The following is a 12,944-nucleotide window of genomic DNA, read 5'->3' on the forward strand; positions in this document are numbered from 1 at the left end:
CGACTACGCAACCGCATCGCCTTCGGCATCAAAGACCCCGACGCCCTCATCAGCCTCCTCATGCTGACCCTCAGCGGCCACACCCCCGCCCTCCCAGGCCGAGCCTGACCCACACATTCAGCACAAGAGCCCGACTCGGCGATCTAGGTGAGGGCGGGGGTGAAGCGGTCCCAGACCCGGTGGGCGGCGAGGGCGGTCTGCACCTCGGCCAGGACGGCCGCGGCGTCGTCGCCCGTGACGACCCCGGGTGCGCCGGCGATGCCGAGCGCGTCGAGGGCCGGTACGCCGGCGCCCCAGGCGCCGATCGCCTTCGCGTGCCGGAAGCCCTCGTCGAGCAGCAGGACGACGCGCGGGTCGAGGACCGGAGCGCCGGCCTCCCCGGCCTTGCTGTCGCGGGCGGGGAGCGCATCGGGCGCCGGCGCCGGGCTGCCGGCCAGGATCAGCGCGTCGAACTCCACCGACCGGGTGGCCGCGAAGGTGCGCTGCACCGGGGTGCCGTCGGGCAGCGTGCCGCCGTGCGGAGCCACGACGAGCGGGACCATGCCCGCGGCCGCGACCGCCGCCGCCACGTCCGCGACCCCGTCCAGGTCGCCGTCGGGGTCGACGACGATCCCGATCATCCGGCCGTCGGTGGGCCAGGTCTCCCCGACCTGGGACAGCGCCGGGCTGGGCTCCACGTCGACGAGCGGCTCGGTCGGGTCCGGCGCCGGCAGGCCGAGCCCCGCGGCGACCTGGGCGCACAGGTCCGCGTCGATGTTGGCCAGCGCCAGCAGCTGCCGCTCCTTGACCGCCTGCTCGAAGCACTTGCTCAGCTCGAAGGTGTACGCCGCGACGAGGTGCTCCTTCTCCGGCGGCGACATGCTCAGCCAGAACTGGCGCGTCTGGCTGTAGTGGTCGTCGTACGACGCCGGGTTGGCGCGCACCTTGGTCGACTCGGCGACGCGCGCCGCCACGTCCACGAGCGCGTCGTCGTCCGCCCCCGCGAAGAACGGGCAGCCGCCGTCCAGCGAGTTCGGCTTGTACGGCGCGACCCCGCCGTGCACCGCGTGCTGGTGGAAGCCGTCACGCAGCATGTCGTTCACCGGGGCGTGCGGCCGGTTGATGGGGATCTGGGCGAAGTTCGGCCCGCCGAGCCGGGTCAGCTGGGTGTCCAGGTAGGAGAACAGCCGCGCCTGCAGCAACGGGTCGTTCGTGACGTCGATGCCGGGCACCAGGTGCCCGACGTGGAACGCCACCTGCTCGGTCTCGGCGAAGAAGTTGGTCGGGTTGTGGGTCAGGGTCAGCAGCCCGATCGGCTGGACCGGCGCGAGCTCCTCCGGGACCAGCTTGGTCGGGTCGAGCAGGTCGATGCCGCCGAAGGTCTCCTCGGGGGTGTCCTCGAAGACCTGGACGCCGAGCTCCCACTGCGGGAAGGCGCCGGACTCGATCGCGTCGTACAGGTCGCGGCGGTGGAAGTCCGGGTCCATGCCGCCGAGCAGCTGCGCCTCCTCCCAGGTCAGCGAGTGCACGCCGAGCTTGGGCTTCCAGTGGAACTTGACCAGCGACGTCGCGCCCTCGGCGTTCACGCAGCGGAAGGTGTGGACGCCGAAGCCCTCCATCGTGCGGTACGACCGCGGGATGCCGCGGTCGGACATGTTCCAGATCGTGTGGTGCTGGGCCTCGGTGTGCAGCGAGACGAAGTCCCAGAACGTGTCGTGCGCGCTCTGCGCCTGCGGGATCTCCCGGTCGGGGTGCGGCTTGCCGGCGTGGATGACGTCCGGGAACTTGATGCCGTCCTGGATGAAGAAGACCGGGATGTTGTTGCCGACCAGGTCGAAGGTGCCCTCGGCGGTGTAGAACTTCGTCGCGAACCCGCGGGTGTCGCGCACGGTGTCGGCGGAGCCGCGCGAGCCGAGCACGGTCGAGAACCGCACGAAGACCGGCGTCTCGACGTTCTTGCCGAGGAAGCCCGCCCGGGTGATCGAGGCGGCGTTGCCGTAGCCGACGAACGTGCCGTGCGCGCCGGCGCCGCGGGCGTGCACCACCCGCTCGGGGATCCGCTCGTGGTCGAAGTGGGTGATCTTCTCGCGCAGGTGGTGGTCCTGCAGCAGCGTCGGGCCGCGCTCCCCCGCCTTCAGGGAGTGGTCGCTGTCGCGCAGCCGGGCACCCTGCGCGGTCGTCAGGAACGCACCCCGGCCCGAGACCGCCTCGGCGTCGACGCCGGTGGCCTCGCCGGTCGCCGTACGACGCTCCGGTCCGGCCTGGTCGGGCTTGGGCGGTAGCGGCTCGCGCGGCTCGGTCGGCTCCGCCACCGTCGGGGTGCCGGAGCCGGGGGTTCCGGGGATCGCGGGACGGTCGATCCCGGCGAGCTTCTCGGCGACCTTGGCGGCCGCTCCTTCGACGGTGGTCTTCACGGCCTTCGTGACCTTGCTGGGCGTGCTGTCGGCCATACGTCCTCCTCGGGGGTCGGCCCCCGGGGTACCCCCGGGCTCGCCGAGGAGACCCCACCCCGAGGGGTGAGCGGTCTCGTCTCGTTCGAACAGGTGTTCTATCGTGGCGCCATGAGGGACCGCGTCACGGGCACCCGGGGGCACGCCGTCCCCCAGCACGTCTGGGTGTGCGTGACCGGGCGCTGGTCGGAGCAGTCCCCCGGCCTGCTGCTGGAGTGGCGGCGCCGGGGCGACGCCTGGGAGGCGCTGGCGGTCTGGGTCAGCGGTGGCGGGATCCGCGCGTGGGACGTCCGGCAGGGCTGGGTCTCCGCCGCCCACGTCCGCCGGCGCGAGTGACGCTCACCCCGCGGGGGGATCGTCGGGCCGGACTCGCCCGCCTAGCCTGGAGGAGCGGTGCCTCCCCCCGAGCCCGCGCCCGTGGCCGGAGGCCAGCATGATCATCGTCCAGCAGCCCGCATCCCCACCGATCGCCCACTTCACCTTCAGCGGTGACCTCGACGTCTTCGGCGCCCGAGCGCTGCGCCGCCGGCTGAGCCGGGCCAGCCGCGCGACCTGCACGGACCTGCGCGTCGACCTGGGCGGGGTGGACTTCGTCGACGTCTCCGCGCTCGGCGAGCTGGCGCGCACCTGGTCCGACCTCGGCACCCACGTCGGCACGACCGTCAGCCTGGTGGGCGTCAGCCGGCCGGTCCGTCGCCTGCGGGCCGCGGCCGGGCTGACCGAGCAGCTCCCCGACGCTCCCCGCCCCGGGCCGCGGGTCGCCTGAGAGCCCTCACCGGTCGTCGGCGGCCAGGTCCTCCCCGTGGGTGCCGGGGCGCGGCGCCCACGGCAGCTCCTTCGCCGGGCGTACGACGACCAGCCGGTCGCCGCGCGCGAGCAGGGTGACCACCGGGTCGAAGTAGCGGTAGACCTTCTCGTCGCGCACGACCGCGATCACCTGGTCGGGCAGCGACTGCGGCTGCTTGCCGACCTCCGAGACCAGCAGCTCGCGCTCGGCGACCTCCAGGCCCTCGCCGTACGTCAGCAGGTCGGCCATCACCGAGCCGAGCGTGGGCGACAGCGACGAGAGGCCCAGCAGTCGGCCGACCGCGTCGGAGGAGGTGATCACCGAGTTCGCACCGGACTGCCGCATCAGCGGGGCGTTTTCCTCCTCGCGCACCGCGGCGACGATCCAGGCGTCCGGGTTGAGCTGGCGCACCGTGAGCGTCGCCAGCACGTTGGAGGCGTCGCTGTCGGTGGTGATGATGACCTGCTCGGACTCGGCGACGCCCGCCCGGCGCAGCACGTCGCGCCGGGTCGCGTCCCCGGTGACCACCGCGAGCCCGTCGGCGTGCGCGTCCTGCAGCGCCACTCCGCTCGGGTCGACGATCACGACCGCGTCCCGGTCCAGGCCGTTGCTGATCAGGGTCTGCACGGCACTGCGACCCTTCGTGCCGTAGCCGATGACGACGACGTGCTTACCCATCTTCTTCCTCCAACGGGCGACGCGGAACATCTCCCGGCCCTGCGAGGCGAGCACCTCGAGGGTGGTCCCGATCAACAGGACCAGGAAGGCGATGCGAGCGGGGGTGATGACGAACGCGTTGATGAGCCGGGCGTTGTCGCTGACCGGCGCGATGTCGCCGTACCCGGTCGTGCTCAGGGTGACGGTCGTGTAGTAGATCGAGTCGACCAGGTCGACGGTGCCGTCGCTGCTGTCGCCGTACCCGCCCCGGTCGAAGTACACGAGCAGCACCGTGCCGACCAGGATCGCCAGCGCGAGGAGCAGCCGGCGCCCGAGCTCCCACCACGGCGACCGCACCCGGTCCGGGAGCGCGACGAGACCGGCGGATCCGGCCGGAGCGTCGGAAGGGTGGGCGCGCACGGACGAAACCTACCGGTCCTTGGAGGCGAGGTGACGCAGGCGCTGCACGAGCTCGCGCCGCGCCCGCGTCGTGGCGCTCTGCGGGAAGACCGTGTCGAACGCCGCGTTGACCGCGGCGCCGATCAGCACCGCGATCGCCACGATGTAGAGCCACAGCAGGACGGCGATCGGTGCGGCCAGCGGCCCGTAGATGGAGCGGGAGTCGGCGGCGGTGGCCTGCAGCACCCAGCGCAGCACGTACGACCCGACGATCCACGCGAACAGCGAGAAGGTCGCGCCCGGCAGGTTGAAGGTCCAGTTCGTCCGGACCGGCACCGACACGTGGTAGAGCGTCGCCAGGAAGCAGATGCACAGCACGATCACGACGGGCCAGTAGAGGACCAGCAGCACGTCGGCGCGGTCCGGGACCCAGTCCCGCAGGACCGTCGGGCCGATCACCATCAGCGGGATCGCCACCACGCCGGTCACCAGCGCCAGGACGTACAGCACGAACGACAGCGCCCGGGTCCGGATGATCCCGCGCTCGCCGCCGAGCCCGTGCATGATCGTGATGGTGTCGACGAAGACGTTGAGCGCCCGCGAGCCGGACCAGAGCGCCAGCACGAAGCCCAGCGAGATGACGTCGAAGCGGCCGCCGCCGCGCAGGACGTCGTCGATGGTCGGCTCGATGACCTCGTCGACGGCGCGCTCGGTGAGCAGCCGCGAGGAGAGGTCCAGCACCGCCTGCTGGACGTGCTGGATCTCCGTGTCGCTGAACTGGCTCGTCACGTAGCCGATCGCGCCGGCCAGCGCGAAGACCAGGGGCGGCACCGACAGCACCGCGAAGAACGCCCCCTCGGCCGCCAGGCCGGTCACCCGGTAGCGCAGGCACGACCCCACGGTCGTCACGACCAGCCGCCACAGGGTGTGGCGCAGCCGGTGCCACCAGGGTGCGGGTGGTGCCGCACTCTCCGAGGTGGCCATGGCGCTTACGGTAGTTCCATGGGTACGCCGAACAGCGGCTCGCGCGCCGCGATCCGCACGGTCACCAACCAGGCGCCGCCGCTGGTCGGGCACAACGTCGTCACCGCCGACCCGGCCCTCACCGAGGCGGTCGAGCGGCACGCCTCGGCTGCGGTCGTCGACAGCCTGGTCGCGCTCGGCGCGGAGGCCGGCTCGGAGGAGGCCCGGGAGCACGGACGGCTCGCGAACGAGCACGAGCCGCGGCTGACGCCGTACGACCGCTACGGGAACCGTGTCGACGAGGTGGAGTTCCACCCGTCGTGGCACTGGCTGATGTCGCAGGCCGTCGGCCACGGCCTCGCCGCCGCGCCGTGGGAGGACGACTCGCCGCACGCGCACGTACGCCGCGCGGCCGGGTTCATGGCCTGGTCGCAGACCGAGCCCGGCCACGGCTGCCCGATCTCGATGACGTACGCCGCCGTGCCCGCGCTGCGCGCCGACGACGCCCTCGCGAAGGAGTGGACGCCGCTGCTCGCCTCCCGCTTCTACGACCCCGGCGTGCGATCCGCGTCGACGAAGCTGGGCGCCCTGGCCGGGATGGGGATGACGGAGAAGCAGGGCGGCTCGGACGTCCGGGCCAACGTCACCTCCGCCGTCCCGACCTCCACCGAGGGGACCTACACCCTGCACGGGCACAAGTGGTTCACCTCGGCGCCGATGAACGACGTCTTCCTCGTGCTGGCGCAGGCCACCGGCGGCGTCACGTGCTTCGTGGTGCCGCGGGTGCTCCCCGACGGCAGCCGCAACCAGCTCGACGTCGTACGTCTCAAGGACAAGCTGGGCAACCGCTCCAACGCCTCCTCCGAGCTGGAGCTGGACGGCACCGTCGCCCACCGGCTCGGTGACGAGGGCCGGGGCGTGCGGACGATCATCGAGATGGTCGCCGCGACCCGGCTCGACTGCGTGCTCGGGTCGACGTCGCTGATGCGGCGCGCGGTCTCGGAGGCGTCGTGGCACGCGGCCCACCGCTCGGCGTTCGGCTCGCTGCTCGTCGACAAGCCGCTGATGCAGAACGTGCTCGCCGACCTGGCCGTCGAGACCGAGGCCGCCACCGCCCTCGCCGTCCGCCTGGCCGCCGCCGTCGACGGGCGCGCCGACCCGCACGAGGCGGCGCTGCGGCGGATCGCGCTGCCGCTGGCGAAGTTCTGGGTCTGCAAGCGCACCCCCGCGATGGTGGCCGAGGCGCTGGAGTGCCTGGGCGGCAACGGGTACGTCGAGGAGTCCGGGATGCCGCTGCTCTACCGCGAGGCGCCGCTGAACTCGGTCTGGGAGGGCTCGGGCAACGTCAACGCCCTCGACGTGCTGCGCGCGCTGGGCCGCGAGCCGGAGGCGCTGGACGCCTGGATCACCGAGGTCGGCCGGGCGCGGGGCGGCGACCCCCGCCTCGACCGCGCCGTCGAGGACACCCTGGCCCTGCTCGGCACCCTGCTCGGCGACCCGGTCCAGCTGGAGGTCCAGGCCCGCCGGCTCGCCGGCCGGATGGCCGCCGTGCTCCAGGGCTCGCTGCTGGTCCGCTTCGCTCCGCCCGAGGTGGCCGACGTCTTCTGCGCCTCCCGCCTCGGCCCGTCGTACGACGGCACGTTCGGCGCGCTCGCCGGCGGCGACCTGCGCGCGATCGTGGGTCGGGCCACCCCCACGCTCGGCGGCTGACGAGGGTCCCGGCCCGCTCCGGCGGCGGGCGCCGGCGGGTTATCGCCGGCGTACGGGTGGGTACGCCAGCGAGTGACCCCGCTCACAGGATCCGCGACCCGGCAGCGGGCCACCCCGGAGGTGCTCGATGACCGCCACGCAGGACCGACCCCGACGGACCGACGTCGACCGGGCCTTCCTCGACAACGCCACGTACCGCAGCCTCGGCGAGCAGCAGCTCTCCGAGCGCGAGGAGCGGTTCGAGAAGGGGCGGCGCACCGTCGGCCTCGTCCTCGCTCCCCTGGTGACCGTCGTCTTCCTCCTGCTCCCGCTCGACCTGGCCGACCAGCAGCACACCCTGGCGGCCGTCCTGCTGGGGGTGATCGTGCTCTGGATCACCGAGCCGGTCCCGATCCCCGTCGGCGGCTTCATCGGCATCGTCGCGATCGTGGTGCTCGGGGTCGCGACCGCCGACGAGGCCCTCGGGCCGTTCGGCTCCTCGACCGTCTTCACCTTCATCGGCGCGTTCATCCTGGCCCAGGCGATGCTGAAGCACGGCGTGGCCCGGCGCTTCGCGATGACCGTCCTGAGCCTGCCGGGCGTCGGCAGCTCGACGATCCGGGTGATCGTGACCTTCGGCGCGATCACCGCGGTGCTGTCGGCGTTCGTCTCCAACACGGCGACCGTCGCGATGCTGCTTCCGACGGCGATCGGGATCCTCACCGTGATCGCCAAGCTGCTCCAGAGCCGCGGCGAGGTCGCCGAGGACTTCGACCCGCTGCGGCTGCGGGTCGGGGCGGCGCTGATGCTGATACTGGCGTACGGCGCCAGCGTGGGCGGCCTGCTGACACCCGTCGGCTCGCCGCCCAACCTGATCGGCCGCGGTCTGATCGAGGAGGCGACGGGCGAGCGCATCTCCTTCCTCGACTGGGTGCTGATGGCCCTGCCGATCTGCGCCCTGATGTTCGTGGCCCTCGCGGTCATCGTCGTCCTGCTCAACCGCCCCGAGACCCGACGGCTCGAGGGCGTCGAGGAGTACATCCGGGAGGAGAAGGCGGAGCTCGGCGCGATGTCGGTGGCCGAGCGCAACACGCTGGTCGCGTTCGGGGTGACCGTGACCCTGTGGATCCTGCCCGGCATCGTCGCGCTGGTCGCCGGCACCGAGTCCAGCGCCTACACGACCGTCAGCGACCGGCTCGACGAGGGGGTCGTCGCGATCCTCGGCGCCTCGCTGCTGTTCCTGCTGCCGACGAAGTGGGAGGACCGGGAGTTCACCCTGCGCTGGAGCGACGCGACCAAGATCGACTGGGGCACCGTGGTGCTCTTCGGCACCGGCATCATCTTCGGCAGCCTGCTGGAGTCCTCCGGCCTCGCCGAGACGATCGGCAACGGCGCCTCGGACGCTCTCGGCCTCTCCAGCGTCTTCTGGATCACCGTCTTCGCCGTCGCCCTGGCCATCCTGGTCTCGGAGACCACCAGCAACACCGCGTCCGCGGCCGTCGTCGTCCCCATCGTCATCCCGATCGCCGTGGCGGCCGGGGTCGACCCGTTCGTCCCGGCGTTGGCAGCGACGTTCGCGGCGTCGTTCGGGTTCATGCTGCCGGTCTCGACCCCGCAGAACGCCGTGGTCTACGGCTCCGGAACGGTCCCGATCACGACGATGATCCGCACCGGCGCGTCGTTCGACGTCATCGGGGCGATCCTCATCGTGACCCTGCTCCCGGTCGCCGCCTCGATGATCGGGCTGGTCTGAGGTGGGCCACGAGATCGGCGTCATCGGCGGCGACGGCATCGGCCCGGAGGTCGTCGCCGCCACCCGGGAGGTGCTCGACGCGGTCGCCGACGTGCACAGCCTCGACCTGTCCTACGTCGAGCACGGCTGGTCGTGCCGCGGCTACGCGGAGACCGGGTCGATGATGCCGGACGACGGCCTGGACCGGCTGGCCCAGCACGACGCGATCCTGCTCGGAGCGGTCGGGTGGCCCGGCGTACCCGACCACGTCTCGCTCTGGGGCCTGCTCATCCCGATCCGCCGGCACTTCCGGCAGTACGTCAACGAGCGCCCCATCGCGCTCTTCGAGGGCATGGAGAGCCCGTTGCGGCGGCTCGAGCCCGGCGGGCTCGACCTGGTCGTCGTCCGGGAGAACGTCGAGGGCGAGTACAGCGAGATCGGCGGTCGGCTGAACCGCGGCTTCCCCGACGAGCTCGCGATCCAGGAGGCCGTCTTCACCCGCGCCGGCGTCACGCGGATCGTCGACCACGCCTTCGCGCTGGCCCGGACCCGACGCGGCTACGTCACCTCGGCGACCAAGAGCAACGGCATCATCCACACCATGCCGTTCTGGGACGAGGTGGTCCGCGAACGTGCCGAGCAGCACCCCGACGTCCGGTGCGACCAGGAGCTCATCGACGCGTTCGCCGCCAAGGTCGTCCTCGACCCCGGTCGGTTCGACGTGATCGTGGCCTCCAACCTCTTCGGCGACATCCTCAGCGACCTGACCGCCGCGGTCGCCGGCAGCATCGGCATCGCCCCGTCGGCCAACCTCGACCCGACCCGTGAGCACCCGTCGATGTTCGAGCCGGTGCACGGCTCGGCGCCCGACATCGCCGGCCAGGGCGTCGCCAACCCGATCGGCACGGTCTGGTCGGCGGTGATGATGCTCGACCACCTCGGGCACGGCGAGGCCGCCACGGAGCTGATGGCGGCGGTGCGTGCCAGTCTGCGCGATCCCGCCACCCGCACCCGCGACCTGGGCGGCACCGCCGATACCGCGGCGGTCACCGCCGCCCTGGTCGCCCACGTCCGCGGGCGGACCTCGTAGCGTTCGGCGCGCTGGCCGGCAGCGGCTGGCCTGCCCGGAGGCCGCAATTGCAGCCGTAGGACAGGTCGAGCGGCGCGGAGCCCGCCCAACGGCCGCAATTGCGCCGCTCGGGCAGGCGTCGGATCACCAGTAGAAGTTCACGTCTCCGAGCACCAGGCCCGCGGCCCGGGCGTTCGGCCGGCCGCGGAGGTCGTGTTCGACCCCGATGGTGTGGACGCGCCGGGAGCCGTTGTCGTAGCTGAACCGGATCCGGCCGTTGCCGAGCACCTGGTAGCGACCCTTCTGGTCCGGCGGCACCGAGGCCCCGATGGTGCCGACCCCCGGGGCGCCGATGCTGCCGATCGTCAGCCGGGTGCGGACGAAGCGACCCCGCTTGTCGAGCAGCAGCCGCTCGGTCCACGTGACGCACGAGATGCCGCAGTTGCCGTGATAGTTCTGGTGCGTCAGCGACACGTTGAGCCGGCTGCCCTTCCGCGGGACCGCGAGCGGGGAGTACCACTGCTTCCCGAGCTGCAGGCCCTCCGTCGTCACCTTCCCGCGCAGCGAGCCGACCCTGACCTTCCCGGTCCGCCGGTCGAAGCTGTAGCGCTGGCACTGCTTGCCGGCCTTGCGGCACGTCGGCTTCCCGGCCTTGCGCGGGAAGCCGACGTGGGCGAACCGCCCGTTCACGAACCAGACCGCCGTGTTGTCCCACCCGCGGTCGAGCTGACCTGTCTTGAAGCCCCAGTAGTAGCGCCCGGCGACCGAGCGGACCTTCCGGGGCTGGGCGCGGTGGGCGATCGTGATCCGCTGGGTGGCGGTGTAGCCGCCGTCGGCGGACACCCGCAGGGTGAGCTGACGCGGCTTCGACGAGCGGAGCTTGACCCGGACGGTGCGGCTGGTGGTCCGGCGGGCGTCGAGACCGCCGATGGCCGCCGGCTTCCGGATCTTCAGGCCCTTCCCCGACGCCGTCAGTCGTACGCCGCTCGCCGGCCCCTGGCCGGCGTTGCGCACGTCGACCTCGACCGTCGTCCACTTCCCGCGGTCGGTGCCCTGCAGCGGCGGACCGGCGTCGAGCTGCATCCGCGGGGCGTACGTCGCGCTCAGGGACGTCGTCCGCAGCACGGTGTACGCCGCCGTACCGGCCGCGTTCACGGACGCGGCGTCCGCGCAGTCCCAGGCGGCTCCGCCGATGGTGGGCGAGAGTGCGGAGACCAGGCTCACCGAGGCCCCCGACTGGCTGCGGGTCACGGCGATCGGCGTGGTCGGGGCGCCGTCCGCGCCGTAGAACGTCCCGGCGGTGCCGGCCTCTCCGGCCCCGCCGGCGACCAGGATGCCGCGCTGGCACTCGCCGCCCACCAGTCGGCCGAGCCACACGTACAGGGCGGAGGAGGTCTCGGCCGTCGGTGCGGCGGCGTACGTCCCGACCGCGCTGACGCGCTTGCTCCGCAGGTCCTGGGTCACCGCGACCCGCACCAGGCGACGCTGCGGTACGTCGGCCTGGTCGGCCGCGACCCGGTCGAGCACCGCCGTACGACGCAGCGGCGGGTCCGCCGCCTGCGCGGCGACGCCGCCGGACGCGACCAGCAGGCCGGCGAGGAGGGACAGGACGCTGAACCGGGCGAGGTGTCGACGCACGCGCGCATCCTCCCCACCTGACGGCGAGCCAACCGTCCCGCTCGTGGCGGGACGGCCGGCTCGGCCGGCGCGCCGGTCAGGCCAGGTCGAGGCCCGGGTAGAGCGGGTGCTTGTCGAGCATCTCGGCGGAGGCGTCCTTGATCTTGTCCGCGATGCCCTCGGCCAGCGTGTACGACGCCTTCGAGGGCGTACCGGCCTTCGTGGTGCCGGCCTCGGTGTTCTGCAGCACCTGGACGATCAGCTCCGCGACGTTGTCGAACTCGTCGTGACCGAACCCGCGCGTGGTCAGCGCCGGGGTGCCGAGGCGGACGCCGGAGGTGTACCAGGCGCCGTTCGGGTCGGACGGCACGGAGTTGCGGTTGGTGACGACGCCGGCGTCGAGCAGCGCCGACTCGGCCTGGCGGCCGGTGAGGCCGAACGACGTGACGTCGAGCAGCACGAGGTGGTTGTCGGTGCCGTCGGTGACGAGCTTCGCGCCGCGCTTCTTGAACCCCTCGGCGAGCGACTGGGCGTTGTCGGCGACCTGCTGCGCGTAGGTGCGGAACGCCGGCTGGCGGGCCTCGGCGAACGCGACGGCCTTGGCCGCCATCACGTGGCTGAGCGGGCCGCCGAGGACCATCGGGCAGCCGCGGTCGACGCTCGGGGCGTACTCCTCGGTCGCGAGGATGAAGCCGCCGCGCGGGCCGCGCAGCGACTTGTGGGAGGTGCTGGTGACGACGTGGGCGTGCGGGATCGGGTCCTCGTCGCCGGTGAACACCTTGCCGGCCACCAGGCCGGCGAAGTGCGCCATGTCGACCATCAGGGTGGCGCCGACCTCGTCGGCGATCTCGCGCATCTTCGCGAAGTTCACCCGGCGGGGGTACGCCGAGTAGCCGGCCACCAGGATCAGCGGCTTGAACTCGCGGGCCTTGGCGAGCAGGGCGTCGTAGTCGAGCAGGCCGGTCTCGGGGTCGGTGCCGTACTGCTGCTGGTGGAACATCTTGCCGCTGATGTTGGGCCGGAACCCGTGGGTGAGGTGTCCGCCGGCGTCCAGCGACATCCCGAGCAGCCGCTGGTTGCCCAGCTCGTGGCGCAGGCTCTCCCAGTCGGCCTCGCTCAGGTCGTTGACGGTCTTGGCCCCGAGCCGCTCTAAGCCGGGGGTCTCGACGTGGTGGGCCAGGATCGACCAGTACGCGACCAGGTTCGCGTCGATGCCGGAGTGCGGCTGCGCATAGGCGTACGGCGCCCCGAACAGCTCGCGTGCGTGCTCGGCGGCGACGGACTCGACGGTGTCGACGTTCTGGCATCCCGCGTAGAAGCGGTGACCGACCGTGCCTTCGGCGTACTTGTCGCTGAACCAGGTGCCCATCGTCAGCAGCACCGCCGGCGAGGCGTAGTTCTCCGACGCGATCAGCTTGAGCGAGGACCGCTGGTCGGCGAGCTCCTTGCGTGTGGCCTCTGCCACACGGGGTTCGACCGAGGCGATCACCTCGAGAGCGGCGTCGTACGCCGACGACGCCGTCTTGGCCAGCGCTCCCGGGTCCGCTGCCACGCCTGAAACTGCCGATCCTGGGCTCGTCGCGTCCGTCATGGCGACAGACT

General features: G+C 72.5%; 10 protein-coding genes. 5 read left to right on the plus strand and 5 right to left on the minus strand.

Annotation, left to right across the window (positions count from 1 at the left end; all coding sequences use genetic code 11):
- Window positions 1–143: 143 nt before the first annotated feature.
- Window positions 144–2,429 carry a catalase gene (locus VMF51_RS00080; RefSeq protein WP_325472341.1) on the minus strand — a complete coding sequence of 762 codons (2,286 nt, stop codon included), beginning with the start codon at window positions 2,427–2,429 and terminating at the stop codon, window positions 144–146.
- A 111-nt stretch (window positions 2,430–2,540) separates the two neighbouring features.
- Here VMF51_RS00080 and VMF51_RS00085 point away from each other — a divergent pair, with 111 nt between their 5' ends.
- Window positions 2,541–2,765, plus strand: a complete 225-nt coding sequence (locus tag VMF51_RS00085) for a hypothetical protein (RefSeq protein WP_325472342.1) — start codon at window positions 2,541–2,543, stop codon at window positions 2,763–2,765.
- A 97-nt stretch (window positions 2,766–2,862) separates the two neighbouring features.
- Entirely contained in the window at window positions 2,863–3,195 is a 333-nt protein-coding gene (locus VMF51_RS00090) for an STAS domain-containing protein (RefSeq protein WP_325472343.1), read from the plus strand.
- Between the two features lie 6 nt (window positions 3,196–3,201).
- On the opposite strand, the gene VMF51_RS00095 is transcribed toward VMF51_RS00090, so the two are convergent.
- Window positions 3,202–4,293 (minus strand): potassium channel family protein, encoded by a 1,092-nt coding sequence (locus tag VMF51_RS00095; RefSeq protein ID WP_325472344.1) that lies wholly within the window; start codon window positions 4,291–4,293, stop codon window positions 3,202–3,204.
- 9 nt (window positions 4,294–4,302) lie between these two features.
- Window positions 4,303–5,256, minus strand: a complete 954-nt coding sequence (locus VMF51_RS00100; RefSeq protein ID WP_325472345.1) for a YihY/virulence factor BrkB family protein — start codon at window positions 5,254–5,256, stop codon at window positions 4,303–4,305.
- Between the two features lie 18 nt (window positions 5,257–5,274).
- Between VMF51_RS00100 and VMF51_RS00105 the strand changes: the two genes are divergently transcribed.
- The 3 genes from VMF51_RS00105 to VMF51_RS00115 all read left to right on the plus strand — a co-directional run bounded on the left by VMF51_RS00105 (window position 5,275) and on the right by VMF51_RS00115 (window position 9,746).
- On the plus strand, window positions 5,275–6,945 hold the full coding sequence (locus tag VMF51_RS00105) for an acyl-CoA dehydrogenase family protein (protein WP_325472346.1): 1,671 nt from the start codon (window positions 5,275–5,277) through the stop codon (window positions 6,943–6,945).
- A 127-nt stretch (window positions 6,946–7,072) separates the two neighbouring features.
- Window positions 7,073–8,677, plus strand: coding sequence for a DASS family sodium-coupled anion symporter (locus VMF51_RS00110; protein WP_325472347.1), 1,605 nt, complete (start codon window positions 7,073–7,075; stop codon window positions 8,675–8,677).
- A gap of 1 nt (window position 8,678) precedes the next feature.
- Window positions 8,679–9,746 (plus strand): tartrate dehydrogenase, encoded by a 1,068-nt coding sequence (locus tag VMF51_RS00115; RefSeq protein ID WP_325472348.1) that lies wholly within the window; start codon window positions 8,679–8,681, stop codon window positions 9,744–9,746.
- 123 nt (window positions 9,747–9,869) lie between these two features.
- On the opposite strand, the gene VMF51_RS00120 is transcribed toward VMF51_RS00115, so the two are convergent.
- Entirely contained in the window at window positions 9,870–11,363 is a 1,494-nt protein-coding gene (locus VMF51_RS00120) for a hypothetical protein (protein WP_325472349.1), read from the minus strand.
- A 76-nt stretch (window positions 11,364–11,439) separates the two neighbouring features.
- On the minus strand, window positions 11,440–12,894 hold the full coding sequence (locus VMF51_RS00125) for a glycine hydroxymethyltransferase (protein WP_414689424.1): 1,455 nt from the start codon (window positions 12,892–12,894) through the stop codon (window positions 11,440–11,442).
- Between the last annotated feature and the right edge of the window lie 50 nt (window positions 12,895–12,944).

This window comes from Nocardioides sp. (assembly GCF_035503875.1).
Lineage (GTDB): Bacteria > Actinomycetota > Actinomycetes > Propionibacteriales > Nocardioidaceae > Nocardioides.

Coding starts and splice junctions, on each gene's coding strand:
- VMF51_RS00080 (WP_325472341.1), bottom strand. CDS start 2,429: ATGGCCGACAGCACGCCCAGCAAGGTCACGAAGGCCGTGAAGACCACC.
- VMF51_RS00085 (WP_325472342.1), top strand. CDS start 2,541: ATGAGGGACCGCGTCACGGGCACCCGGGGGCACGCCGTCCCCCAGCAC.
- VMF51_RS00090 (WP_325472343.1), top strand. CDS start 2,863: ATGATCATCGTCCAGCAGCCCGCATCCCCACCGATCGCCCACTTCACC.
- VMF51_RS00100 (WP_325472345.1), bottom strand. CDS start 5,256: ATGGCCACCTCGGAGAGTGCGGCACCACCCGCACCCTGGTGGCACCGG.
- VMF51_RS00105 (WP_325472346.1), top strand. CDS start 5,275: ATGGGTACGCCGAACAGCGGCTCGCGCGCCGCGATCCGCACGGTCACC.
- VMF51_RS00110 (WP_325472347.1), top strand. CDS start 7,073: ATGACCGCCACGCAGGACCGACCCCGACGGACCGACGTCGACCGGGCC.